This is a genomic window from Streptomyces venezuelae, assembly GCF_008642275.1.
GTDB classification, from domain to species: Bacteria; Actinomycetota; Actinomycetes; order Streptomycetales; family Streptomycetaceae; genus Streptomyces; species Streptomyces venezuelae_E.
On the sequence record NZ_CP029189.1, the window covers coordinates 7121116 to 7146689 of the forward strand.

Consider the following 25574-nt stretch of genomic DNA (forward strand, 5'->3'; position numbering starts at 1 on the left):
CTCCGGGGTTCACGGGTATTTCCCGATCAGAGACCGGCGCGACCGGCGTTCACCGAAACACCGGTGATGCCCGTGACGAGACCGGGGACGTGGGAAACGATGCCCGTCGCGGCCTGGACGGTGTGCAGGGAGCCCACGACCCCCACGACATTGCTGACATCGCTGGTCACGGCGCCGGCCAGGCCGCCGGACACGCTGATGATGCCGCCGGACACGGCGTCCAGCTCGGTGTCGTCGATTTCGCGGGTCTCGATGTCGTTACGCATGGTGCGCACCTTTCATTGGGGGGAGGAATTCATCGCCGTGCGGGCGGCGGCACGAAACTCCGGCGCCGTTCCCGACTGCTGCGATGCGCAAGATGAAAGCACGCGAACGCGTCCTCCTCCCAATCCCGCTGACTTCCCGTCACGGGTGGACGACCACCTCTGCCGACGGACGTGCAGCTTGATTCACGGAATAGTGGCGACTTCTTCACAGAAACGAGTAACAGATAGGGGAGATGCGTTGCTTACATGGAGCGAAGTGGGGTGAATCGCCACTTAAGAGACAGGATGTATCGGGCAAATCGCTCCACGGAGGAGGCCGGCTGTCGGGATCGCGTACACGGTGTGCAGGTTTTCGGAGGACGCGCGGGGTGAGCACCCCGTCACTCCCGGTGGGTACGCGGAAGGGCCGGGGCCGTCGTCCGACGGGCCCGGCCCTTCGGGGCGGATGCGATCCGGCCGCCGGCCGCCCCCGGGGCGGCCGGCGAACTCCTACGGGACCAGGGCGTCCACCAGTTCGGTCAGCGCGGCCGCCAGTGCGAGGAGACCGGGCCCGGCGGGACCGCCCGGCTCGGACATGTACAGGGCCCGGCGGATCTCGACCATCAGGGCACCGACCCGCGGGTCCCGGCCGTAGTGGCGCAGCGGTACGTACGTGCCCGCGAAGGGGCTGTCGAGCCCCGTACCGCCGAAGTCCGCGAAGGCCTTCCCGGCCGCGGCGAGCAGATCGGCCGGGGTGTGGAAGGGGTCCGTGCCCAGGCAGACCGGCGGCCGCGGGCCGGTGCCGTGCAGCTCGTAGGGCAGGGCCCGCGCCGGGTACGAGTGCACGTCGATGATCACGGCCCGGCCGACGGTCTCCAGCCGGTCCGCCACGGCCCGCGTCATCGCCTCCGCATAGGGGTGGAAGTAGCGGTCGAGCAACGGCCCGCCGTCGAAGCCGTCCGCCCGCAGACGCTCCCGGTGGGTGGTGCGCGTGTACACCGCCCCCATGCCCACCGCCAGCATCTCCTCCCGCTCGTCGGGGAAGCGCTCGGGGTCGACGACGAGGCGGGACAGCCCGTTGACGAACCGCCACGGGGTGAGGGCGCAGCCGGCGGCGGCTCGCGCGGCGATCTCCGCGGTGTGGGAATCGGTGATGTGGTCCAGTTCCCGCCGCAGAGCCGCGTCGTCCAGCAGGATCCCCTCGCGTACGGACTCCGGTACGACGCGCGAGGAATGCGGTACGTGCAGGATCACCGGCGACGCGGCGGCGCCGGGGAGGAGCCGGAAGGGCTCGGCGGTGTGGTTCACGGGGTCCCTTCCTGTCACGGGGTGCCGGACGCCGGCTCCAGGGCCTTCTTGAGGTTGCGCAGGGTGACCGCGATGTTCCGGCGCTGGAAATCGGCGAAGGTGTGCCCCCGCGTGGCGATCCGGTCGAAGGCGTGGGCCGCGAAGTCCGGCCACGAGCGGCGGTCGTCGGTCCAGGTCTCCGTCACCCGGGTGCCTTCCGGGACGGGCTCGAACCGGTACTCCCAGGTGGCGATGGAGCCGGGCACGCGCGGGCGCCGGATCCCGATGGCGTGCACGCGGAACCGGAACAGGCGGTCCTGCTCGACCGCCGTCACCGTGCACCGGGTGGTCCAGCGGAAGGCCCCGCGCTTGTTGCGGCCGTCGAAGACCGTCCCGACACGGGCCTCCCCGGGCTCTCCGTGCACGGTGGCCCCGAGGTTCTCCGGGCTCCAGTCGCCCATCCGGGCAGGATCGGAAACGTGCCGGTAGACGTCGGCGGGACGGACGTGGACGACGATGCTGTCGGACACGGTGAACGTACGAGGCATGGCTCTCCCCTCCAGGCCGCCGACGCTACCGTCCCTCCGCACCCGTGACTACCCCTCGGTAACTTCACTGGTGAGCAGGAGGACGGCCGGCTACTGCCAGTCGTCGTAGGGCGGCGGGTCCATCTCGTCCCAGTCGAACGGCGGCTCGTCGGCCTCCTGCGCGACCGCCCGGGCGGGCGGGGCCGACGGCGCCGGCGAGGCAGAGGGTGCCGGCGAAGCCGACGGTGCCGGCGAAGCCGTCGGCGCGGTCACCGGGGCGGCGGAACCGGCCTCCGGCGTGACGGCGGGGGCCGAGGCCGTGGCGCCGCACTCCGCCAGGGTGGCGAGGACGCCCTCGGCGTACTTGGCGAGCTTGGCCTCGCCCACGCCGCCGATGGTGCCCAGTTCCTCCGTCGTGGCGGGCACCCGCGTCGCGATCTCCCGCAGTGTCGCGTCGTGGAAGACGACATACGCCGGCACGCCCTGCTCCTTCGCCGTCTCGGCCCGCCAGGCGCGCAGGGCCAGGAACACCGGCTCGGCCGCGGCCGGCAGGTCGACCGGCACCCGGGCGCCCTTCCCCGAGCGGGATCCGGACTCCTTGCGGGCGGGTCCGGCGGGCGCCTTCTCCTTCCGCATCGGGACGCTGCGGCGTCCGCCCAGCACCTCGCCGCTCTCCTCGGTCAGCACCAGCGTCCCGTACTCGCCCTCCACCGCCAGCAGCCGCTGCGCGAGCAGTTGGCGTACCACGCCCCGCCATTCCGCCGTCCCCAGGTCCGACCCGACGCCGAACACCGAGAGCGCGTCGTGGTCGAACTGGATGACCTTGGCCGTCTTCTTGCCCTGGAGGATGTCGATGATCTGGCCGGCGCCGAACTTCTGCCGCCGTTCGTTCGCCAGCCGCCACACCGTCGACAGCAGCTTCTGCGAGGCGACCGTCGCGTCCCAGGACTCGGCCGGTGCCAGACAGGTGTCGCAGTTGCCGCACGGCGTGCCCGTCTGACCGAAGTACGCCAGCAGCCGCACCCGGCGGCAGTCGACCGTCTCGCACAGCGCCAGCATGGCGTCCAGGTGCATGGCCAGGGAACGGCGGTGCGTCTCGTCGCCCTCGGAACCCTCGATGAGCTTGCGCTGCTGCACCACGTCCTGCAGCCCGTACGCCAGCCACGCCGTGGCCGGCTCGCCGTCGCGGCCCGCACGGCCGGTCTCCTGGTAGTAGCCCTCGACCGACTTCGGCAGGTCCAGGTGCGCGACGAAGCGCACGTCCGGCTTGTCGATGCCCATGCCGAAGGCGATCGTGGCCACCACCACGACCCCGTCCTCCCGCAGGAACCGCGCCTGGTTCGCCGCGCGCGTCCGGGCGTCCATGCCGGCGTGGTACGCCACGGCATCGATGCCCTGCTCCACCAGGAAGGCCGCGGTCTTTTCCACGGAGGCCCGCGAAAGGCAGTAGACGACGCCGGCGTCACCGGCGTGCTCGCTGCGGATCAGCTCCAGCACCTGCTTGAGCGGATTGTTCTTCGGGGCGATCCGGTACTGGATGTTCGGCCGGTCGAAGCTGGCGACGAAGTGCCGGGCCTCGTCCAGGCCGAGCCGCGCCACGATCTCGGCGTGGGTGGCCTCGGTGGCCGTCGCGGTCAGCGCGATCCGCGGCACCTTCGGCCAGCGCTCGTGCAGCATCGACAGTGCGAGGTAGTCGGGCCGGAAGTCGTGACCCCACTGGGCGACGCAGTGTGCCTCGTCGATCGCGAAGAGCGAGACCGTCCCCCGGTCGAGCAGCCGCTGGGTGCTCTCGGTGCGCAGGCGCTCGGGGGCCAGGTAGAGCAGGTCCAGCTCGCCGGCGAGGAACGACTGCTCGACGGCCTGCCGCTCGTACGTGTCCTGCGTCGAGTTGAGGAATCCGGCCCGCACCCCGAGGGCGGTCAGCGCGTTCACCTGGTCCTGCATCAGCGCGATGAGCGGCGAGATGACGATGCCCGTGCCTTCTCTGACCAGCGCCGGGATCTGGTAGCAGAGCGACTTGCCGCCACCGGTCGGCATCAGTACGAGGGCGTCGCCGCCGCCGACGACCTGCTCGATGATCTCCTGCTGCTCACCGCGGAAGGAGCTGTAGCCGAACACGCGGTGCAGTACCTGCAGGGCGTCGGAGGTCTCGGAGGTCTCGGAGGTGTCGGGGGAAGCGTCGGGGAGTGCCATCCGTGAAGCCTATCGACACCCGCCGACACCGGCTGCCCTCCGCCCGGACCCGGGAAATCGAGAGGGCCCCGCCGGGCGGCCCCCAGTAGCCTCCCGGGATGCGGAAGACGATCAAGGCGCTGAGCCCGGAAGCCGGACGGACCGACGCCGCGGCCCTGCGCGCGTACGAAGCGGACGCCCTCGCGCGGTGCGCGGCCGACACGCGGCAGCCGTGGTGGCGCCGCCGGGCCTGCGCGGAGGCACTGGCCGGACGGGTGCCGCAGCGGCGCGTGGCCGAGCTGATCGCCCGCGTCCAGGACACCGGTGACGTGAGCGAAGTGCGCATCGCGCTGCTGGGACTGCTCACGGACCGCCCCGAACTGCTGCCCTGGCTGTGGCACGAGGACCGGCAGCGGGACGGCGCGTACGGCATGGCCGAGGCGGTCCTGGGGGCCCGCGGCGCGCTCGGCGACCTCTCGGCGGCCCCCGCCCTGGCGGCTCTTGCCTTCGATTCCTGGCGGCACCGGCGGGAGAGGGGCGAGGCGGGGCTGGACGCACTGGCCGCACGCCACGGGCTCGAAGCCGTGCTGGCCGAACTCGGCGAGGACCGGCCCGAGGACCGCTCCACCCGCGTCCGCCTGCGGGAGCGGGCCGGCGAGGACGTCACCGATGCGCTCGCCGATCCCGACCGGGCCGTCGCGTACCGCGCGCAGGCGCTCCTGACCGACCCCGAACGGCTGCGCGGCCACCTCGCCGTGGCACCCACCGAGGAGGCGAAGCTGTGGACCCTGTACGCGCTGCACCGGCTGACCGATGACACCGCCGAGACCCGGCGACTGTACGACGAGCTGGGGCGGCCCCGGGTCGAGGTGGCGGGCCTGGACGAGGAGCTGCGTGCGGCGATCGTCCACGAGTACGGGCAGTGGGCCGAGGAACGGAGCGATCCGCGGTGGCGGATCGAGGCCGTGTGCACCGAGCCGCCGCCGCCTTCCGACCCCGCCGAGCGGCTGCGGCGGGCCACGGCCGCCCTCACCGCCGCGGGCCTCGCACCGAAGCCGCCCGTCTCCTGCGGAGAGGAGAACGGGTCGGGCGACGGTACGTACGACGTGATCGGCTACGGCGGGAGCGACGCCGTGGTGTTCATCAGCACCCTCGGCCGGTTCGCCACCGGTGAGGACGACGATCCGGACGTGCGCCGTGCCCTCGAATCGGCCGGCTTCCGCTGGATCGACGGGGCCGTCCGCTCGACCTCGGTCACCGGCCTCTGCGTCTACTACTTCGGCAGCCGCGACCCGTTGACGGTCGACACCCTGCTCTTCTACTGGCAGGACTAGCAGGACCACCAGGGCTGGCAGGAGCCTGTCGGCCCGGTAGGCGCCCTCCCGGCGCGGTCGCTCACCGCCCTATGATCGTCACTCCGCGTACGAGGGGGCTGGGTATGGGGGCAGGCGGGGCGGCATCGCAGCGGGCGCAGGACGCGCGGCGGCAGGAGCGGTTGCTCCGGGAGCAGTGGCAGGCCGCCCGGCGGCAGGCCCTGCGGTGGAGTGCGGTCGGCGAGGGCGAACAGCGGGTTCTGGCACAGCTGTTGGTACTGACCGCCCGCGGGTGGCGGCTGCTCGTCGACCGGCGGTGGTCCGGCACGCGGACCAGCGGCGCGGACATGCTGCTGGTGGGGCCCGGCGGTGTCTTCGTCATCGACGTCACCGCCGGCGGCCGACCGGACGACGGACAGGCGGCCGGGCTGCTCGCCGCCACGAAGGCGGCCGAGAGCGCGGTGGCGTCCCTCGGCATGTCACCGGTCGCGGTCCAGCCGCTCATGGTCTTCGCCGGGCAGCGCCTCGACACGAGCCGAGGCCGGATACGGCTCCTGGGCGAGCACGAGATCGGCCCCGCGCTGCTGTCGCAGCGGCACCGGCTGCGCCCCGAGTCGGTCCGGGCGATCGCCGACCATCTGGAGCGGGTGTTTCCGGGCCATGCCGGGTCGGCGGTCGACCAGCGGACGCCGCCGGCGCCCGAGCAGCACCGGCCCGGCCCCCCGGACGGACTGTTCGACCTGGAAGGGCTGCGCGACGCGGCCCTGAAGGGTGCGATGCGGGCCCCGATCGAGCAGTGGATGACCTTCCTCCACCCCGATCAGGTGGCCCTGGTGCGCCGCGACTGGGCGGGCCCGGCCCGCATCAGCGGACCGGCCGGCACCGGCAAGACGGTCGTCGCCCTGCACCGTGCGGCCTACCTGGCCCGGCGGACGACCGGCCGCATCCTGTACGTCACCTTCGCCAACAACCTGCCCCGCGTGCAGAGCACCTTCCTGGAGGCCATGGCCCCGGCCGTCGCCGACCGGGTGGACTTCCGAAGCCTGCACTCCTGGGCGCAGGAGTTCCTGCAGGAGCGGGGCATTCCGGTACGGCTGCACGGGGACAAGGCCGAGACCGCCTTCAGCCTCGCCTGGAAGAACGTCGGCCGCGAAAGCCGCCTGGCCGAGCTCGACCCGGCTCCCACCTACTGGCGCGAGGAGATCGACTACGTCATCAAGGGACGAGGGCTCACCCGCTTCGAGGAGTACGTGACCGTCCCCAGGCGGCGGCGGAAGGCCCGCCTCCACCGTGCCCACCGGCAGGCGGTGTGGGAGCTGTACGAGGCGTACGAATCGCTGCGCGGCGAGCGCGGCGTCCACGACTTCAACGACGTCCTCTCCCTGGCCCTGGCCGAAACGGCACGCCGCCGCGAGCGGCCCCCGTACGCGGCCGTCATCGTCGACGAGGTCCAGGACCTCACCCTCGTCGGCGTCCGCCTCCTGCACGCGCTCGTCGGTGACGCGCCCAACGGCCTGCTGCTCGTCGGCGACGGCCAGCAGACCGTGTACCCGGGCGGCTTCCGGCTCACCGACGCGGGCATCGACATCCGCGGCGACCGCGGACAGGTGCTGCGCACCAACTACCGCAACAGCGAGCGGATCCTGGAGGCGGCCCTCTCCGTCGTGGCCGACGACGCCTTCGAGGACATCGACGGCCTGCGCACCCCGGGCCGCCGCGACGTCGACCTCACCTACCACGACGGGGACGTCGTACGCGTCACCAGGTCCACGGTGGAAGCCCATGACGGCGAACTCCTGGACGCCCTGCGTGCCCTGCCCGACGGCGGGCGGGCCGACACCGCCCTGCTGTGTCCCTCCATGCGCGCCATCGGCCACTACCAGCGGTTGCTCACCCAGGCGGGCATCCCGGTCTGCCAGTTGGAGCACTACGACGGCCGTGCGGTCGACGCGGTGAAGCTGGGAACCTATCGCCGGGCCAAGGGCCTGGAGTTCAAGTACGTGTTCCTGCCCCGGTACGACGCGGTGTTCGCGAAGGGGACGCAGGCCGGGACGCCTGCCGGGCCCCCTGCCGGCACGTCGGGCGGCACGCCGGGTGGCACGGAGACCTCGGAGACGGCCCGGGAGCGCGAGGAACTGCTCCGCAGCCGGCTCTTCGTGGCGATGACCCGGGCCCGTGACCTGCTCTGGCTCGGCAGCGTCGGCCCGTAGGGGAGAGGCCCGCGGCGCGGCCGGTCGGGGACACTCCGGGGGGTCGCGCGGTGTGTCTGCGCGGCCGGTGCGGGTGGAGTCCCCTTCAATGGCGCGGCATGACCTTCTCCGCACTGCACCGGCCGCCCGCGCGCGCCGCCGCCCCGTACACCCGCCGGTCGGTCCTCACGGGAGCCTTCGCCCTGGCCGCCGCCACGGCACTGCCGCTCGCCACGGCGGGGCGGGCCTACTCCGCCGCCACCCCGGACATCATCGGCTGCGCCGCCTGGGGTGCGCGGGCGGCCTCCGAACCCGTCGTCGTCCTCGCCAACCGGCCGGAGCGGATCATCGTCCACCACACGGCGACGGCGAACGTGACGGACTACTCGAAGCAGCGCGCCCTCGCTCTCGCCCGTGCGATCCAGACGTACCACATGGACGCGCAGGGCTGGATCGACACCGGTCAGCATTTCACCGTCAGCCGCGGGGCCTTCGTGCTGGAGGGGCGCCACAACAGCCTCGCGGAGCTGCGCACCGGAACCCGGCAGGTGCGGGCGGCGCACTGCGTCGGCCAGAACACCGTGTCGATCGGCATCGAGAACGAGGGCACGTACACCTCCGAGGCCCCGCCGGCGGCCCAGTACGCGGCCCTGGCCGACCTGTGCGCCCACATCTGCGACCAGTACGGCCTGCCCGCCTCCGAGATCTACGGCCACCGCGACTTCAACGCCACGTCCTGCCCGGGCGACCACCTGTACTCCCTGCTCCCGACCCTCCGCAAGGACGTCGCCGCCCGCCTCGGCGCGCCCGCGCCGCAGGAGGCCACCGATCCGCTCGGGGACCTGGTCCGCCAGGTCACCGGACGGCCGGCCGCGGAGTACGAGGAGTACCTCCCGGCGGGCCTCCTGCCCTGACGGTGGGCCGCCCGCGGCCGGCCCGGTCTACAGGCGCCAGTACGTACCGGCACCGGAATCGACGTGCACCACGTGGCGGCCGACCCGCACCACGTGGTGGTCCGGGCCGGACCAGGAGCCGCAGGCACCGTCGGCGGCGGGCAGCGGGGTCCAGATCTCCAGGAAGGTGGAGCCGTCCGTGTTGGTGCCCCGCTCGACGAGGCTCGCACCGTCCCGCCGGAAGGTGCCGGCGTCCTCGCCGGGCTCGCCCGTCAGATGGTGGAAGTGCACCTGGGAGCCGTCGAAGGACGTGGTACCGGCGAAGCCCCGGCTGTCGGCGTAATACGACCCGGCCTGCAGCCACACCACTTCGCGGTCCTCGACCAGGGGTCCGCCGTCACGGCTGATGCCCCGCCGCAGCCAGGCACCGCGCTCGGGCACCGCAATGCCGGGCCCGTCCGGGACGGGCCCGCCCGGCCCGGGCTCAGGCGCGGTCATCGGCGGCGGGTGCGACGGGCCCGGCGGGCTCCTCCACGGCCAGCAGCGTCAGCGGTACGTTGCCGCGCACGGCCTGCGCGTACGGGCAGACCGCGTCCGCCCGGTGCAGCAGGGGCAGGAGGTCCGCCGCCGGCCACCCGGGCAGGCTGACGGTGAGCGTCACCGCGAGGCCGTAGCCCGCGGGGGTGTCCGTGGTGCCGAGCTGGACCTCGCAGGCCACGCGCGCGGCGGAGGCGTCCGCCCCGAACTCGGCGGCGACCTCCGCGAGCGCGGAGGTGAAGCAGGCGGCAAAACCGGCCGCGAGCAGCTGCTCGGGGTTGGTGGTGCCGGGCACGTTCTTGCGCGGCGGGGCGAGGCGGACGTCCAGGCGTCCGTCGTCCGTACGGACGGATCCGGTACGGCCGCCCGCGGCGTGCGCGGTCGTGCGGTAGAGGCTGCGGGTGAGTGGCACGGTCATGACGTACGGCCCATCTTGCTCGACGAGGACGCTGCCCGGGTGCGGACAGCGGACGGCGCTGCTCGTGCAGCACCTCGCGCGTCGTCGTGCGTAACCGGGTACGGCGCATCTCGTCCGGGGCCTTGGACCGGCCGCCGGACAATCTAGCAACGCGGGTGGAGGTCCGGGGACATCCCCGCCGTGAACTTCCTCACGGGCTCCGGCACCGGCCCCGGACCCCGGCGGCCGACCCCGCGGCCCGCTGCCTAGACTCGCCCCCGTGGACACGATGACATGCACGTACTGCGGTGGCGTCGGCCTGGAGCCGGGTTTCGTCGAGGACGCGGGGGAGGGGGCCCGGGGGTACGCGCGCTGGATCTCCGGGGCGCTGGAACGCGGCGTGTTCGGTGGTGCCAAGCGGCTGGGCCGCCCCCGGCGGCGCATCGAGGCCTACCGCTGCCCGCGCTGCGCCCACCTGGAGCTCTTCGCCACCGAATCCGTCTGACGGCCCGGCCGCCGTGCACCGGCGTCAGGGCGCGTGGTGCTGGATGCCCCGCTGACCGGGTACCCGGGTCGACCGGGGAGCGTCCGTGCGGCGGTGGTCGGCTCGCTGCCGGCGGCCCGGGAACGGGTTGCGCCGCGCGGTGGCGCTGGGGGCCGCGATCAGAAGGCCGACAAGTGCGAGGACCGCGACGAGGATGAGCACGTTGACGAGGTTCATGGTCCTGCCTTTCGTCGAGTATTGACTTCCTGTCACTACATCTTGTTACCGAATCCTGAAGTGTTAAACACAGAGGGTGACAGGAGGTGGTCCCGTGCGCCGAGTCGGCGTCGCCGCTCCGGCAACGCCGGGCGTGGATGCGGGCATTGGCGCGGCACGGGCGGCGGCCGTTCGCCGACGGCGGCGGACCGGTGTGTTCCGCGCCGGTGTCGTACGTACAAGGCCCGCCGGGCACCGGCCACTTGGCGCCGCCCGGCCGCGATCACGTGGCCGGTTCGACGCGTACGCTCTCCACCCACGCCGGGGGCGCGGGCGGGTCGTCGCCGATCAGCGCGGCGATCAGCCGGCAGGACGGATTCTCGTCCGGCCAGGGCGTGTACCCGTCGGTCAGCACGACCACGATGCCCGGCCGGTCGGGCAGAGCCAGTGCCGCGTCGATGCCGACCCGCAGGTCCGTGCCCCCGCCACCGGCCAGGGTCACTTCGCCGGCGCTGCGGACCCGGCTCACGGCGTGCACGTCGGCGTCGCACGCGAGGACGGCCACCCGGTTCCCGCCGACGCCCACCTCCCGCAGCACGCCGGTGACTTCGGCGAGGGCCGCCGCGATGTCGTCCGGGCCCATCGACCCCGAGGTGTCGACGACGACGGCCACCCGCGGCAGCGGTCTGCGCAGACTGGGCAGCACCACCCGGCCGCCGAGCGCGGGCGTCCGGCGCGAGGGGCGGCGGTACGTGTAGTCCACCGCGCCGGCCGCCCAGGCGGCGGCCTCGCGGACCGCACCCGCGAGAGCCTGGCGCCAGTCGACGCAAGGCTCCAGGAGTTCCTCGGCCCACCGGGCCCAGCCCGCGGGGACCTGCCCCCGGGTGCGCCGGTGGGCCCGTACGGCCTCGGCGGTCTGCCGGCGCAGTGCCTCCGCCTCCACCGGGCCGACCCGGGCGGGTCCGCCGTCCTCGCCCAGCTCCCACGGCGTGGGGGTGCCGTGCGCGCCGGAACCGCAGTCCGGCCCGTGGGGCGTCGGAGGGATCGCCGGCAGATAGCCCTCGAACAGGCCTCCCGCGGGCAGCCCGTAGAGCCTCGGCTCCATCCGGCCCTCAGGCAGTACCAGCCCGTCGGCCAGCAGATCGTCGTTGATCTCGCAGTCCTGGGCGATGTTGACCCGGACGTGGTCGCACTGGTCCGCGGCCGGCAGCCGCTCGGCCCGGCCGTGGTGGTCGCGCAGCAGGTGCGCCACCTCGTGGATCCACACCCCGGCCAGCTCCACGACCGGGGTCGCCCCGACGAAGGCGGGCGAGACGTAGCAGCGCCAGTGCCGGTCGACGCCCATGGTGCGCACCCCGGCCGAGGGGACCACGGTCAGGGCGTACAGCGCGGAAGCGAGATACGGACGGGTCTCGGCGGCCTTGTAGCGGGCCGCCAGCAGCTTCGCGCGGTCCAGCTCCGGGCGCACGGCGGACCGGGCTCAGCCGCCGCCCGGCAGCGAGCCGGACAGCTGGAGCAGTTCCACGAACGCGTCGATGCCGGCGGGCACCGGCCAGTCGAGGTCGCGCATCGCGGCGAGGTCGGCGGCGGCCCGGGCGGCGACGTCGGGCACGCCCGCGTCCACGGCCTTGGCGAGGACCGCCCAGCCGGCCTCCCAGCGGGGGCGGGTGAGTTCGCTCTGCACGGCGGCGACCACGGCGATGAGGAAGGCCAGCTGCCGGTCGCCGCGCTCGGGCAGGGCGAAGGCGTCGGGGTCGGCCAGTACCCGGTCCGGGTCGGGCAGGTCGAGGTGTTCCAGGTACGAGAGCAGTTCGATCCCGGCGGCCTCGCCCACGGCCCCGGTCAGCGCCGCCGCCAGCGCCTCCCGGCCCGTCGAGGACGCGTACCCCGTGGCCAGCAGCCGCAGGGCCATCTCCCAGGTACGCGGGGACGGCCAGCCGCGGCCCCGGCCGGCGGCCTCGGCCGGCATGTGGTGGACCAGCCCCGGCCGGGCGGTGAGGAAGCCGGAGACGGCACCGCGGGCCCGGGCGACGGAACCGGAGGCCTTGGCGGGATCGACGGCCGGTATCGCCACCTCGGGCCAGGTTCCGGCCATGCCGCGGGCCACGGTGCGCGGGTTGTGCGTCCAGTCGAGGTGGACGAAGCGGTTGGCGAGCGGCGGGCTGAGGTGCCAGCCGTCGGCGGCACTTGCGGGCGGATTGGCCGCGGCGACGATCCGTACCGCCGGCGGCAGTGCGAGGCTGCCGACCCGGCGCTCCAGGACCACGCGCAGCAGGGCCGCCTGCACGGCCGGCGGGGCGGAGGACAGCTCGTCGAAGAACAGCAGGCCGTGACCGGTGCGGGCGAGCCGCACCGCCCAGTCCGGCGGGGCCATCGGGACGCCGGTGGTGGCCGGGTCCTCGCCGACGACGGGCAGCCCGGCGAAGTCGGAGGGTTCGTGGACGCTGGCGATGACGGTCTCCAGCGGCACGCCGAGCGCGGTGGCGAGCTGCTGCATGCCGGCGGACTTGCCGATACCCGGCTCGCCCCACAGGAGGACGGGCTGGTTGGCCGTCACGGCCAGTGCCAGCGCCTCCAGTTGGGGATGGGCGGCGGGCTCGGTACGGGTGGCGCTCAGCCGGGCACCCAGGGCGTCGGCGGCCGCCAGGGCCCGGGCGGGCTGCGACGGGGTGGCACTCATGCGTCGTCTTCTTCTTCGCCTTGGTCCTCTTGGTCTTCGCCCTCTTGGTCTTCGTCCTCTTGGCCTTGCTCCTCGCCGTCCTCTTCCTCGTCCTCCCAGTACTCCATGTACTCGTCGAACCAGTCCGCGCCGACGTCCGGGAACTCCTCGTCGACGCGTTCCCGGAGGAAGGCGAGGTCGGTGCGCTTGTAGCGGAGGATCTCCTGGGAGACGGACAGGTCCATCTCGTCCATGACGTCGATCCGGGAGCCTGCCGCCACCAGGGCCTTGACCAGGTCGACCGAGCCACCCCAGTGAACGGCCGACAGGAGCGGGGTGCGGTACGCCTTGTCCCGCGCCTCCAGGTCGAGCCCTGCCGCCAGCAGCCGCGGCAGCAGCACCTCGTGATCGAGCAGGTGGAGCGCGTGCAGCAGCCCGCGATGGCGGCCGTCCCGGATCCGGGGGTCCACACCCGCGTCCAGCAGCGCCACGACTCCGGGGGTGTCGCCGTGCTGGACGCGCAGGAAGAACGCGTGCCGCTGGGCCTGGAGGCCGCGCGGCAGCCGCCCCTCGCCCGAGGTCCAGGACTGCTGTACGGCGAAGCACCCCGAGACCGCACCGCCGAACGCTCGCATCGCGCGCTCCCGTTGCTGCTCCTCGGGGGTGTGCGGCACGTCGAGTACGCCGCCTCGCGAGCGCACCTCGTGCCACCCGCCGCGGCAGCGCACCCGCACCAGCCGGGTCTCCGTGTCGGGCCCGGGCGGGCCCGCCGCCGGGCCGGTGCCGGGGAACAGCGCGGCGGCCACCAGCGGGTGCAGCTCGCGGGGCGAGATCCGGCCGGTCCGGACCAGTTCGAGGTCGGGCAGCCGCTGCCAGGCGTACCGGGGCAGGACGGGGAGGGAGGCCGCCTCGGCCTGCTGGACGACGCGGGCCCGGAGCCTGCCGGGGCCGGAGTGTTCCAGCACGACCGAGTAGGGCCAGGAGGCCCCGAGCCGGTACCGTTCGCCCGAACCGGCCGCCACGAGCCGCGTCACCTCCGGCGCGATCCGCGCGAGCTCGGCGGGCAGCCGCGCGAGGAGCGCCTCCGGGTCCGCGGGGCGCTGGTACCGCTGCACCGGGGGGACCGTCAGGTCGCACGTGATGCCGGCGGCCTCGTACGCACCGATCGTGTCCCCGGCGGCGCGGAGCTCCGCGATCCGCTCGGCGAGGCCGTCCGGGTCGGCGAAGCGCGCACCGAGCCCGGGGGCGTGGCGGGCGTCCCAGAACGGCCGCATGGCCGTCCAGGGCTCCGGGACGAAACCGCGTCCCGTGTACTTGTTCCGCTCGATCACGACCGGCGCGCAGTGCAGGCGCAGCCGCTGCGAACCCTCGGTCATGACGGGCGTGGTGACCGACAGAGCCGGTCCCCCGGGCCCGCCGTACGAGGCGAGCACGATCCGCAGATCGGGGGCGATGGTGGTACGGCCGCCCAGGAGCCGGGGCAGGTGCCAGCGCAGCAGGTCCGGGGCGAGGTGCGACAGGTCCTCCGCGACCGCCTCGGCCACTTCGGCGCCGTAGCGGACCGCGAGCCCGGCGAGGTCGAAGTCGACGTCCACGGCGGCGGCCGCGCAGGCCGCCCGCCAGTCACCGGCCAGCCGGTGCGCGGTGGCCTGCTCGATCATCCAGCCGGGCACGGCGTAGCGGCGGATCCGCTGCCATGCCGGGCCGTCCTCCTGCCGGAAACCGCCCAGCGGTTCGGCGCCGGCCGGGCTCACCGGTACACGCTGCCGATGGCGCGCACGTCCGGGTGCGCCGCCCGGGCGGGACGCAGCCGTTCGGTGAAGGAGCGCTTGACGCGGCGGGGCAGGCCGGGGCCCAGGCCGACGTACTCCAGGGGGCTGTCCGCGGGCACCGCCGCGAGCAGGCCCTTCGCACCGCGCCCGGTGAGGCCGGTGTGGCGCAGCTCCAGCCGGCGCAGGGGGCTGCCGGGCAGAGCCGCGGCCAGGGCGTACGCCCCCTCGTCGCCGGGGTGGTTGCCGGGGGCTCCGAGGCTGCGCTCCGACAGGGTCCGGCCGAGGTCGAGCGCTTCGATGCCGCCGAGCGAGGCGGCCAGCGCACGGGCTCCGGCGGCGCCGATCCCGTTGCCGCCGAGCCCGAGGCGGACCGGGTGCGCCGCGAGGGCCGCGGCGGAGGCGAGGGCCGCGGCGCCCTCGTCGCCGAGGTGGTTGGCGGGGACGTACAGCTCGCGTACCCCGGCCTCCCGGATCAGTGCGGCGAGCAGCGGGGCGGCGTCGGGGCCGAGGCCGTTGCCGCCGAGGAAGAGCCGTTCCAGGGGCTGCTCGCGCTCCAGCAGCGCGTCGAGCAGGAGGCGTACGCCTTCGGCGCCGATCCCGGTGTTGACCAGGTCGAGGGTGCGCAGGGCGGTGTTGCGCCGCAGCAGCGCGGCCACGGTGCGGGCGCCGTCCTCGAAGAGCGGGTTGCGCTTGAGCCAGAGGGCGCGGACGGTCGTGTCGTCGCCGAGGGCGCCGGCGAGGGAGCCCGCCCCGTCGGGGCCGATCCGGTTGCAGCCGAGGTAGAGGGTGTGCAGCCCGTGGTCGCCGGTGAGGGCCTCGGCCAGGGTGCGGGCGCCCGCGTCGCCGATGGCGTTGGTGCCGAGGAGCAGGTGCCTGGCGTGCGCGGAGGCGGTGGCGGCCGGCAGCAGGCGGGCCGCTCCCGCCGGGCCGAGCCCCTGCTTGCAGAGGTCGACGCGGCCGTCGGTGCGCAGGGTGCCGAGCGGGAAGGTCTCGTCGGTCTCGACGGGGCGGTCCGCGGCGAGCCGGGCGAGCAGCGGGTCCAGGCGCGCCGGGTCGGCCGGCGGCAGGTCGGGGTGCTCGATCGCGGGGCACCGTACGGGTGTCGGCTGTGTCATCACCACTCCACCGGTTTCATTCGCCGGTGCCCGGCGTCCATCACGACTTGAAGCGAGAACTGCGGAAGGAGACGCAAGACCGGTCGGATTCGAACCGACGTCCTCCAGCTCGATGCGTGGGCGCGACGACCTCTGCGCTACGGCCTTGCTGCCGGTGATCATACCCATGGGACGGCCGGAAATCGATCACCAGTTTGGCCGGTTGATGCCGGGTGTGCCCCGCGGCGGCCGTGACGCCCCGCGACATGGACCGAGTGCTTCCGGACAGGTTTTCGAGGGCGCGAGTGCGGCCGGCAGGAGCGGAGGGTCGGATTCTGCTTGATGTCGCGGCGGTGACGGGAAACGGCGACGGGCGACGGGTGGCCGATATTCGCCCATATTTATCCGATGTGCGAAGCCCTGACACATCGTCGACATCTCCGTACGCTACGGTAACTTGACTGTCCGTTATTCCCCGGACGCCCTTTGCATCCCTCTGTCAACCACCGCCCTGGCACTCCCATGTCCCGGGCGGACCGCCACGGAGAGCCACACACATGAGCACCACCAGGTACAGCCGAATAGAAGCCTTAGGCCTCTGCCTTCCGGCAACGGTCCAGACCACCCCGCAACTCGCCGCCCTGGTCCCGGGGCTGGGGGAGGTGGACATCGAGAAGATCACCGGGATCACCGAGCGGCGCGTGTACGACCCCGAACCGGCCGCCGGCGAGGACTCGTTCGGGATGGCCCTGGCCGCCGCCCGGGACGCGCTGGCATCCTCCCGCCACGCGGCCGCCGACCTCGACGTCGTCATCTCCGCGTCGATCACCCGTTTCAAGGACGGCGGCCGCTTCACCTTCGAGCCGTCCTTCGCCGCGATGCTGGCCGGGGAGCTGGGCGCCCGCTCCGCCATCCACTTCGACGTCTCCAACGCCTGCGCCGGCATGATGACCGGCGTATGGCTGCTCGACCGGATGATCCGCTCCGGCGCCGTGCGGAGCGGACTGGTCGTCAGCGGCGAGCAGGCCACCCGCGTCGCACAGACCGCCGCACGCGAGCTGACCGACTCCTACGACCCGCAGTTCGCCTCGCTCTCCGTCGGGGACTCGGCGGCCGCGGTCGTCCTGGACGTCTCCGCCGACGCCGCGGACCGCATCCACTACATCGAGCTCATGACCTGCTCCGAGTACTCCCACCTGTGCATGGGCATGCCCAGCGACCGCACCCCGGGCATCTCGCTCTACACGGACAACAAGAAGATGCACAACCGCGACCGGCTCAAGCTGTGGCCGCGCTTCCACGGGGACTTCCTGGCCAAGAGGGGGCGGGAGTTCACGGACGAGGAGTTCGACTACGTCATCCAGCACCAGGTCGGCACCCGCTTCATCGACTACGTCAACCAGACGGCCGAGGCCGAGTTCGCCGCCCCCATGCCGGACTCCCTCGCGGTGGTCGAACGGTACGGAAACACCGCCACGACCTCGCACTTCCTGACCCTCTGCGAGCACCTCAGGGCGGGCGGCGCCCGCCCCGGGGCCAAGTACCTGCTGGTGCCCGCGGCTTCCGGTGTGGTCACCGGCGCCCTGTCCGCGACGCTCACCCACGTGGGGGTCTGAGCCATGGGCATGATCATCACCGCTGCCGCGACCGCCCTGCCCGACCCGCAGGCCGCCACGGCCTCCGTCGTGGACCTCGCGGGCCGGGCCGCCCGCGAGGCCCTGGCCCGGGCGCAGGTTCCGGCGTCCTCGATCGGCGTGCTCATCAACGTCGGCGTCTACCGCGAACACAACACCTTCGAACCGGCCATGTCGGCCCTGGTCCAGAAGGAGGTCGGCATCAACCTCGACTACGTCGCCGACCCGGAACCGGCCGCCGGCTTCTCCTTCGACCTGATGAACGGAGCCTGCGGCGTGCTCAACGCCGTCCAGGCGGGCCAGGCACTGCTGGAGACGGGAAGCGCCGAGCGGCTCCTGATCACCGCTGCCGACGTGCACCCCGGCGGCGACGCGGACCGCGACCCCGGCTACCCGTACGCGGACCTGGGCGGCGCCCTCCTGCTGGAGCGCAGCGCCGACCCCCACGCCGGATTCGGGCCGGTGCGCCACTACACCGCCGACCGGCCCACCGACGTCGAGGGCTACCTCGACACCGACACCATGGGGCGGCACGGGCGGACCGCGATCACCGTCCGGCGCGAGCCGGACCACGCGGAACGGCTGGACGAGTTCGCGGCCAGCGCCGTCGCCGACTACGCGCACGAGACCGGCATCGACCTCGACCGGACGCTGGTGATCGGCCCGTCCGCGGCCTCCGACGGCACCGGGGCGAGCGGAGAGCCGCACACGGCGGCGCCGGTCATCGGCTACCTCCGGGCGATGGACGGGGAACGCCCCGACGGCCACGACCAGATCCTGTTCGTGACGGCCGGCGCCGGCCCCAGCGCGGCGTGCGTCCTCTACCGGCCCGAGGGGTGGTGAGCCCCGTGCCGCAGACGCGACCGAACGTCGCCGGCCCCGCCGCGGAGCAGCCGGCCGCCACCAGTACGCACAGCGTGGCCGGGTGGCTTGAACGCAACGCCCGTGCCTTTCCCGGCAAGCCGGCCGTCATCCATCCCGACGGCCGCGGTTCCGGCGGCTACGCCACCGTCACCTACGGCCAGTTGCAGGAGAGCGTCGAGGAGCTGGCCCGCGGGTTCCGGCGCGCCGGGATCACCCGGGGCACCAGGACCGTGCTGATGGCCCCACCCGGGCCGGAGCTGTTCGCCCTCTGTTTCGCGCTGTTCCGGGTCGGGGCCGTGCCCGTCGTCGTGGACCCCGGCATGGGCGTACGGCGCATGCTCCACTGCTACCGGGCCGTGGGCGCCGAGGCGTTCATCGGCCCGCCCCTCGCCCAGCTCGTGCGCGTACTGGGCCGCCGCACCTTCCGCGGGGTACGCGTGCCCGTCACCCTGGGGCGGCACCGGCTCGGCCGCGGCCACACGCTGGCCGCGCTGCGCGCCACCCCCGCGACCGGCGGGAACGCGGACCCGGACGGGCCGGCCGGCGGGGACGACCTGCTGATGATCGGCTTCACCACCGGAAGCACCGGCCCCGCCAAGGGAGTCGAGTACACCCACCGCATGGCCCTGTCGATCGCCCGCCAGATAGAGGCCGTGCACGGCCGCACCCGCGACGACGTCTCCCTGGTCACGCTGCCCTTCTACGGGGTGCTCGACCTGGTCTACGGATCCACCCTGGTCCTGGCGCCCCTCGCGCCCGCCCGGGTCGCCCAGGCGGACCCCGCGCTGCTCGTCGGCGCGCTGGAACGATTCCGCGTCACCACGATGTTCGCCTCGCCCGCCCTGCTGCGGAACCTCGCCGTGCACCTCACCGGCCCTGCCCGCGGCCGCCACCCGCTGCCCGACCTGCGCTGCGTCGTCTCCGGCGGGGCACCGGTGCCCGACGCGGTCGTGGCCGCGCTGCGCTCCGTCCTCGACGAGAAGGCACGGATCCATGTGACCTACGGAGCCACGGAGGTCCTGCCGATCACCTCGATCGAGGCGGCCGAGATCCTCGGCGACGACGAGGACGGCACCGGCCGCGAAAACGGCACCCCTCGCGAGGACGGCACCGGCCACGAGGACGGCACCCCTCGCGAGGACGGCACCGGTCGCGAGGACGGCGGCACCGCGGCCCGTTCCGCCGCGGGTGAGGGGACCTGCGTCGGCCGGCCCGTCCCCGGCACCCGGGTGGCCATCGCCCCCGTCACCGACGGCCCCCTCGCCCGCTTCGACCCCTCGACCGCCCTGCCGGCCGGGCGCGTCGGCGAGATCCTGGTCCACGGCGAGTCCGTCAGCCCGCGCTACCACCGGGCACCCCGGTCCGACGCCGCGCACAAGGCGACCGAGGAACGCCCCGGCGGCGAGGCCCCCCGCGTCTGGCACCGCACCGGCGACCTCGGCCACCTCGACGCGGCAGGACGGCTCTGGTTCTGCGGGCGCGCCGCCCAGCGGGTCCGCACCGAACACCGGGACCTGCACACCGTCCGCTGCGAGGGAGTCTTCAACGCCCATCCGCTGGTCCGGCGCACCGCCCTCGTCGGCATCGGGCCGGCGGGCGCACAACGGCCCGTCGTCTGCGTGGAGACCGAGCCCGGAGCCGACGGGACGGCCCTCGGCGAGGACGCCTGGACCGCACTGGTCACCGAACTGCGCGCGATGGCCGAGGAACACGCCCCGACCACCGGCCTCCAGGAGTTCCTGCGCCACCCCGGCTTCCCCGTGGACATCCGGCACAACGCCAAGATCGGTCGCGAGGAGCTGGCCCGCTGGGCGGGACGGCAGCAGGCCCGGCCCACGTCCTCCGCGGGGCGACGGGCGGCCCGGATCGTACCGCTCGCCGGATGGGCGTACCTCGTCGGCGGGGCCGTGTGGGCCGCGGCCGGCACCGTCCCCGACGTGCCGGTGCTGCGCTGGCTGTGGTGGACCGACGCCTTCCTCAGCATCGGCGTGCACGCCGCGCAGATCCCGCTCGCGCTGCCGCGCGGCCGGGAGGCCGGACACGGGACCGCCTCGGTGGTCGGGCGCACCATGCTCTACGGCGCGACCTGGTGGCGGACCCTGTGAAGATCCTGGTCACCGGCGCGTCCGGATTCCTGGGCGGGCACCTCGTCGACGGCGCCCTGAGCCAGGGCCATCAGGTCCGCGCCCTGGTCCGCCCCGGCAGTGACGCCGTACGGCTGGGCTCCCTGCCCGGCGTCGAGCTCGTCACCGGCGACCTCACCGACGGGGACTCGCTCCGGCGGGCGGCCGAAGGCTGCGGGGCCGTCCTGCACAGCGCGGCCCGGGTCGTCGACCACGGCAGTCGCGCGCAGTTCGAGGCCGCCAACGTCACCGGCACCCAGCGGCTGCTGGCGGCGGCACGTTCGGCGGGGGCGCGACGGTTCGTGTTCGTCTCCAGCCCGAGCGCGCTGATGCGGGTACGGGAGGGGGACCGGTTCGGCATCGACGAGAACACCCCGTACCCGCGGCGGTGGTTCAACCTCTACTGCGAGACGAAGGCGGTTGCCGAACAACACGTACGGGCGGCCGACGGCCCGGAGTTCACCACCTGCGCCGTACGCCCGCGCGGTATCTGGGGACCGCGCGACCACGCGGGGTTCCTGCCGCGCATGGTCGACGCCATGCGCGCGGGCCGCCTGCCCGACCTGTCCGGCGGCAAACCGGTGCTGGTCTCGCTCTGCCACGTCGACAACGCCGTGGACGCCTGTCTGCGGGCCGCGCTCGCCCCCGCCGGGCAGGTCGGCGGCAAGGCCTACTTCGTCGCGGACCGCGAGGAGACGGACCTGTGGCCGTTCCTGGCCCGGGTCGGCGCCCTCTTCGACTGCCCGCCGCCCGCCCCGCGCATCCCGCTCCTCCTCGGCCGCGGGCTGGCCGCGGCGGTCGAGACGGGATGGCACCTGCGCCACCGGTCCACGGCGGGCGGTACGGACGCGACGCCGCCGCTGAGCCGCTACATGATGGCGCTGCTGACCCGCTCGGCGACGTACGACACCACCGCCGCCCGCCGCGACTTCGGCTACGCGGCTCCGCGCACCCAGGCCGACGGGCTGCGGGCACTGCGGGAGTGGGTGAACGAGGCGGGCGGCGTCGCCGCCTGGACCGCCGGTCCGGCCGCCCGCGCCCGTACCGCCGCACCGGTCGGCACCGCACCCGCCGGTCCCGCATCCGACCACACCGAACAAGGGAACACGCAGTCATGACATCCCATCAGGCCGGCACCGGCACCGGCACCGGCACCGGCACCGGCACCGGCACCGGCACCGGCACCGGCACCGGTGCCGGCCCCGGTTCCGGTGCCGCCACCGCGACCGGCGGACGCTACCGGCGCCCGGTGTCACCCACCGAACGCCTCTACCTCGCCGCCGGGGACGCCCGGGGGGACATGGCCCTGCGTGTCGTCGTCGAGGGCGCCGGGGTACCCGCCGCCGAGGACCTCCGGGCAGCCCTGGCACGGGCCGCCGAGTCCTGCCCCGGGTCACGGCTCGTACGCGCCGGGGCGATGTGGAGCGCCTGCGGACCGCTGCCGCAGGTGCGGTACGACGTACCGCGTGCCGGCGCGTACACCGACTCGGCTCCGGGGACGGTCGCCCTGCCCGCCGGGCCGTCGCGGCGAACGGAGCCGCCGGGCTGCGAGGTGCTGATCGTGCCCGGTGCCGACGGGACGGCCACTACCGCCGTCTTCAGCGCCTCGCATGCCGTCATGGACGGTCACGGCGCCCTGACCTGGGTACGGGAGGTTTTCCGAGCCCTGCGCGGCGAACCCGCCCGGCCCGCGCTCGACGCGGACACCGACGCCGGTCTGCTGCGCCGGCTCGGCAGCACCCGGACGCGGCCCGCACCGGTGCCTCCCCGGCGCTCCCCGCTCGGCCCGGCCGACGGCAACGGCCGCCCGCTCCGGACGCTGTGGCTGCGCCGCACCCTGCCCGGCCGCCGTCCCGCGCTCACCGCACGCCTCGCCCAGGCCCTGACCGACGCCGCGGGGCTCGACACCCGGGTCATGGTCCCCGTCGACCTGCGCCGCCACCGCCCCGGGATCGCGGCCACGGGCAACCTGAGCCTGCCGCTGTTCCTGGACCTGCGCCCCGGGGAGGACTGGACGGGCGCGCACACCCGTCTGCTGACCGCCCTGGCCGGGGACCGCGAACTCGCCGCCGGATTCGAGACGGCCCTCGCGCCGCTGCCGCGGCCCGTGACCGCCGCTCTGCTGCGTAGCGCGCAGGCCGTGGCGTCGCGTACCGACCGCCACCTCGCTTCGGCCGTCGTCTCACACCTGGGCCGCCTGGACCTCGCGGACTTCTCCGGCGGCGGCTTCACGGCGTCCACGGTCTACGCGCTGCCGGTGCACGCGCCGCTGGTCCCGCTCTCCCTGGTCGCCGCCGAGAGCGGTACGGCGACCGAGATCACGCTCGGTGTCCGCGGCGGGGGCCCGGATCTCGCCGCCCGCGCCGCGCGGTTGCTGGACACGGCCCTGGCCGCCCTCGGAACCGAGGAGACGGCCGCGGACGCGGGCCCGGCCCCACGGGCGGAGCAAGCGGCTCCGGTCCTGGCTCCGGCCGCCCCCGCCCTGGTGGTGCCTGCTGCGGCCGTCGCGGCTCCGGCCGTCGCGGCTTCCGCTGTCCCGGCTGCGGCCGTCCCGGTTCCGGGCGGCGCGGCTCCCGCCGTCCTCCCGGCCCCGGCGGTGCCCGAGCTCACCGTCGTGGACGCCTTCCGCGCCCAGGCCGCCCGCACCCCCGACGCGCCCGCGCTCGACGGGCCCGAGGGCGTGGTCACCTACGCCGAACTCGACCGGCGCTCCGACACCGTCGCGGCCGCGCTCCGGCGCCGCGGCGTGGGACGCGAGGACCTGGTGGGACTGGTCGTCGACCGCACCTCCGCAGGCGTGAGCGCCCTGTGGGGCATCCTCAAGGCCGGTGCCGCCTACGTGCCGTTCGACCCCGGCCATCCGGGCGCACGGACCGGAGAGATCCTCCGGGGGGCCGGCGTCGGCCTCTGCCTGACCGGACGGCACCTGGCCGGGGAACTCGCCCCCCTCGTGCCGGGAACCCTGCTCGTCGTCGAGGACCTCCTCGACGGCCCCGGCCCCGAGGCGGATGAGCCCGACGCGGTCCGCGCCGCCGAAGCGCGGGTACGGCCCGCGAACCTCGCGTACGTCATCCACACCTCCGGTTCCACCGGCCGCCCCAAGGGCGTGCAGATCGAGCACGGAAGCCTCATGGGCTTCGTCCGCTGGATGACCGGCGTCTGCCAGGTCACCGCTCGCACCCGTTTCGGCTTCGCCTCCTCCTACGCCTTCGACATCTCGTGCTTCCCCCTCTTCCTGCCGCTGCTGGCGGGCGGTACGGCCGTCCTCGCCCCCGGCGCGCCCTCGCCCGCCGCCCTGCGCGAGCTCGTCACGGGGCACCGCGCCGACACCCTCGCGCTCACGCCCTCCCACCTCGCGCTCCTCGGCGGAACGGGCGGCAGCGGCACGGGCCACGGCCCCGCGCCGCGCCTGCGCACCCTGCTGCTGGGCGGCGAGTCCCTCACGCCCACCGCCGTACGGTCCGCGCGCGCCGCCTTCGGGGCCGACTGCCGTGTGGTCAACGCGTACGGGCCCACCGAGGCGACCGTCGCCGTACTCGCCCACACCGTGGACGGCGAGGAGAACGGGGCCACGGTCCCGATCGGCCGCCCCGGCCCGTACGCCCGGGTCGACCTCGTCACCGAGGACGGCGAGACCATCGGGAGCGGACCGGGCGACACCGGCCGCACCGGCGAGATCGTCGTGCGCGGGATCCAGGTGGCCCGCGGCTACCTCGGTCCGTCCGACGGCCGACCCTCACCCTTCACCACCGGGACCGACGGCGTCCGCGCGTACCGGACCGGTGACCTCGGACGCCGCCTGGCCGACGGCGCCGTCGAGTTCGCCGGGCGCATCGACGAGCAGGTGAAGATCGCCGGGCACCGCGTCGACCCCGCCGAGGTCGTCGCCGCCCTCGAAGCCCATCCGGCCGTGCACCGCGCCGTCGTCGTGCCCCGGCACCGCCCGCACTCGACGGCGGCGGTGCTCTGCGCGTACGTACTGCCGCACGCCGGTGATCCCGCGGTGGGTGCGGACCTGGGCGGGGCCCTGCGGACCGAGCTCACCCGGACCCTCCCGGCGTATCTCGTGCCGGCCCATGTCGTCGTGATCGACTCCCTGCCCAGCACGGTCAGCGGCAAGGCCGATCTCGACGCCCTCCCCGACCCCTTCGCCCCCGCCACACCAGTCGCGCCCGCGCCCGCACCCGTCACCCTGGAGGCACGCGTCAGGCACCACTGGGCGGAAATCCTCGGCGTCGACGGCGCGCTGCTGTCGGCGGACTCCGAATTCCACGCCCTCGGCGGAGATTCCCTGGCCCTGGTCGAGATGCTCGCGGCCGTCTCCTCGGACCTGCTCACCCCCGGTCAGGCCCAGCGGTTCACCGGGCGTCTCGACTGTCTCGTGGGCAACCTGACGCTGGAACAGGTATGCGCACACCTGACCGCCGCCCGCGAGGAGGCATCCGTATGATCTTCGTAGGAGAGGGAGCCCTGCTCCGCCGCGCCGTCACCCACGCGGCCACCCGCGGCCACCCGGTCGACCTGGTCTGCTCCGCCGACCCGCTGGACGCCGCGGCCGCCGGTGCGCCCCACCTCGCGGGCGCGGACGTCAACGCCCACGCGGCCACGCTGGCCGGGGCCTGCACCGACGGCATCGTCTGGTCCCTCAACAACCGGCAGATCTTCCGGGAGCCCCTGCTCCGGGCCGACGGCCTGCGCATCGTCAACATCCACAACGGGTTGCTGCCGCGGCATCGCGGACTGCCCTCCGTGGCCGTCCTGTTCGCCGTGCTGCACGGCGACACCGAGTACGGAGCCACGGCCCACGAGGTCGACGCGGGCATCGACACCGGCCCGGTCCTGGCCGAACACCGCTTCCCCGTCGGGCCCGAGGACCGCTACCACCAGGTCATGCTGCGCGGTGTCCGGGCCTGCCAGGCCCTGTTCGAGCAGATCCTCCCGGCGGTCACCGCCGGAACCGCCCAACCCGTAACCACGGCGGCGGGACCGTCGGCCTACTACGGCCTGCGCGCCCTGGACCGGCTCGACGCCTACCGCGACCATCCCGCCTACCCTCGCGCCACCGACCTCGGCCCGTTCACCGCCCATGCCCCCGAGGTCGCCCGTGCCCTGTCCCGCCCGCCCTCGCCCGGACTTCCTCGCCGGCGTTGAGGCGGACGATCCCGGCG

Annotated in this window: 21 protein-coding genes, 1 pseudogene and 1 riboswitch; of the genes and pseudogenes, 10 read left to right on the forward strand and 12 right to left on the reverse strand. The window is 74.3% G+C overall.

The window, feature by feature from the left end:
* Positions 1-26 precede the first annotated feature (26 nt).
* The 4 genes from DEJ51_RS31580 to recQ all read right to left on the reverse strand — a co-directional run bounded on the left by DEJ51_RS31580 (position 27) and on the right by recQ (position 4252).
* The gene (locus DEJ51_RS31580) at positions 27-266 is read right to left on the reverse strand and encodes a hypothetical protein (protein ID WP_150261038.1); all 240 of its coding nucleotides are present in this window, start codon (positions 264-266) and stop codon (positions 27-29) included.
* Between the two features lie 489 nt (positions 267-755).
* On the reverse strand, positions 756-1553 hold the full coding sequence (locus tag DEJ51_RS31585) for an N-formylglutamate amidohydrolase (protein WP_150261039.1): 798 nt from the start codon (positions 1551-1553) through the stop codon (positions 756-758).
* A gap of 14 nt (positions 1554-1567) precedes the next feature.
* Positions 1568-2080 carry an SRPBCC family protein gene (locus DEJ51_RS31590; protein ID WP_150261040.1) on the reverse strand — a complete coding sequence of 171 codons (513 nt, stop codon included), beginning with the start codon at positions 2078-2080 and terminating at the stop codon, positions 1568-1570.
* 90 nt (positions 2081-2170) lie between these two features.
* Positions 2171-4252: a DNA helicase RecQ gene (gene recQ, locus DEJ51_RS31595; protein WP_150261041.1), complete on the reverse strand. Its 2082-nt coding sequence runs from the start codon at positions 4250-4252 to the stop codon at positions 2171-2173.
* 98 nt (positions 4253-4350) lie between these two features.
* Here recQ and DEJ51_RS31600 point away from each other — a divergent pair, with 98 nt between their 5' ends.
* From DEJ51_RS31600 to DEJ51_RS31610, 3 genes are all read left to right on the forward strand, one after another.
* On the forward strand, positions 4351-5565 hold the full coding sequence (locus DEJ51_RS31600; RefSeq protein ID WP_150261042.1) for a hypothetical protein: 1215 nt from the start codon (positions 4351-4353) through the stop codon (positions 5563-5565).
* Between the two features lie 104 nt (positions 5566-5669).
* Entirely contained in the window at positions 5670-7754 is a 2085-nt protein-coding gene (locus DEJ51_RS31605; protein ID WP_150261043.1) for a nuclease-related domain-containing DEAD/DEAH box helicase, read from the forward strand.
* A 98-nt stretch (positions 7755-7852) separates the two neighbouring features.
* Complete coding sequence (locus DEJ51_RS31610; RefSeq protein ID WP_150261044.1) at positions 7853-8647, forward strand: peptidoglycan recognition family protein; 795 nt, start codon at positions 7853-7855, stop codon at positions 8645-8647.
* Between the two features lie 27 nt (positions 8648-8674).
* Here DEJ51_RS31610 and DEJ51_RS31615 read toward each other — a convergent pair whose 3' ends face one another.
* Together DEJ51_RS31615 and DEJ51_RS31620 are read right to left on the reverse strand one after the other, a co-directional pair.
* Positions 8675-9124, reverse strand: a complete 450-nt coding sequence (locus DEJ51_RS31615; RefSeq protein ID WP_150261045.1) for a hypothetical protein — start codon at positions 9122-9124, stop codon at positions 8675-8677.
* Positions 9111-9581, reverse strand: coding sequence for an Ohr family peroxiredoxin (locus tag DEJ51_RS31620; protein WP_150261046.1), 471 nt, complete (start codon positions 9579-9581; stop codon positions 9111-9113). The genes DEJ51_RS31615 and DEJ51_RS31620 overlap by 14 nt, the downstream gene beginning before the upstream one ends.
* A gap of 75 nt (positions 9582-9656) precedes the next feature.
* Positions 9657-9719: riboswitch (guanidine-III (ykkC-III) riboswitch) on the reverse strand.
* Positions 9720-9849: 130 nt separating this feature from the next.
* On the opposite strand from DEJ51_RS31620, the gene DEJ51_RS31625 reads away from it, so the two are divergent.
* Entirely contained in the window at positions 9850-10065 is a 216-nt protein-coding gene (locus DEJ51_RS31625) for a hypothetical protein (protein WP_150262271.1), read from the forward strand.
* Between the two features lie 24 nt (positions 10066-10089).
* Here DEJ51_RS31625 and DEJ51_RS31630 read toward each other — a convergent pair whose 3' ends face one another.
* The 6 genes and pseudogenes from DEJ51_RS31630 to DEJ51_RS31655 all read right to left on the reverse strand — a co-directional run bounded on the left by DEJ51_RS31630 (position 10090) and on the right by DEJ51_RS31655 (position 15953).
* Entirely contained in the window at positions 10090-10281 is a 192-nt protein-coding gene (locus DEJ51_RS31630; protein WP_150261047.1) for a hypothetical protein, read from the reverse strand.
* Positions 10282-10543: 262 nt separating this feature from the next.
* Positions 10544-11728 (reverse strand): DUF2201 family putative metallopeptidase, encoded by a 1185-nt coding sequence (locus DEJ51_RS31635; protein WP_150261048.1) that lies wholly within the window; start codon positions 11726-11728, stop codon positions 10544-10546.
* 12 nt (positions 11729-11740) lie between these two features.
* Positions 11741-12940, reverse strand: a complete 1200-nt coding sequence (locus tag DEJ51_RS31640; RefSeq protein ID WP_150261049.1) for an AAA family ATPase — start codon at positions 12938-12940, stop codon at positions 11741-11743.
* Complete coding sequence (locus DEJ51_RS31645; protein ID WP_190620799.1) at positions 12937-14673, reverse strand: ankyrin repeat domain-containing protein; 1737 nt, start codon at positions 14671-14673, stop codon at positions 12937-12939. The genes DEJ51_RS31640 and DEJ51_RS31645 overlap by 4 nt, the downstream gene beginning before the upstream one ends.
* Positions 14670-15806, reverse strand: a complete 1137-nt coding sequence (locus DEJ51_RS31650) for a gala protein (RefSeq protein ID WP_150261050.1) — start codon at positions 15804-15806, stop codon at positions 14670-14672. The genes DEJ51_RS31645 and DEJ51_RS31650 overlap by 4 nt, the downstream gene beginning before the upstream one ends.
* 74 nt (positions 15807-15880) lie before the next feature.
* Positions 15881-15953 (reverse strand): annotated as a pseudogene (locus DEJ51_RS31655).
* A gap of 389 nt (positions 15954-16342) precedes the next feature.
* Here DEJ51_RS31655 and DEJ51_RS31660 point away from each other — a divergent pair.
* The 6 genes from DEJ51_RS31660 to DEJ51_RS31685 are packed head-to-tail and all read left to right on the forward strand — an operon-like array spanning position 16343 to position 25557.
* Positions 16343-17401, forward strand: coding sequence for a 3-oxoacyl-ACP synthase III family protein (locus DEJ51_RS31660; RefSeq protein WP_150261051.1), 1059 nt, complete (start codon positions 16343-16345; stop codon positions 17399-17401).
* A gap of 3 nt (positions 17402-17404) precedes the next feature.
* Entirely contained in the window at positions 17405-18262 is an 858-nt protein-coding gene (locus tag DEJ51_RS34770) for a hypothetical protein (RefSeq protein WP_190620801.1), read from the forward strand.
* Positions 18263-18267: 5 nt separating this feature from the next.
* Complete coding sequence (locus DEJ51_RS31670; RefSeq protein WP_223836061.1) at positions 18268-20388, forward strand: AMP-binding protein; 2121 nt, start codon at positions 18268-18270, stop codon at positions 20386-20388.
* Positions 20373-21524, forward strand: coding sequence for an NAD-dependent epimerase/dehydratase family protein (locus DEJ51_RS31675; protein ID WP_223836062.1), 1152 nt, complete (start codon positions 20373-20375; stop codon positions 21522-21524). The genes DEJ51_RS31670 and DEJ51_RS31675 overlap by 16 nt, the downstream gene beginning before the upstream one ends.
* Positions 21521-24856 (forward strand): non-ribosomal peptide synthetase, encoded by a 3336-nt coding sequence (locus DEJ51_RS31680; protein ID WP_150261053.1) that lies wholly within the window; start codon positions 21521-21523, stop codon positions 24854-24856. The genes DEJ51_RS31675 and DEJ51_RS31680 overlap by 4 nt, the downstream gene beginning before the upstream one ends.
* Positions 24853-25557 (forward strand): formyltransferase family protein, encoded by a 705-nt coding sequence (locus tag DEJ51_RS31685; RefSeq protein ID WP_150261054.1) that lies wholly within the window; start codon positions 24853-24855, stop codon positions 25555-25557. Before DEJ51_RS31680 ends, DEJ51_RS31685 begins: the two co-directional genes overlap by 4 nt.
* Positions 25558-25574: the final 17 nt, after the last annotated feature.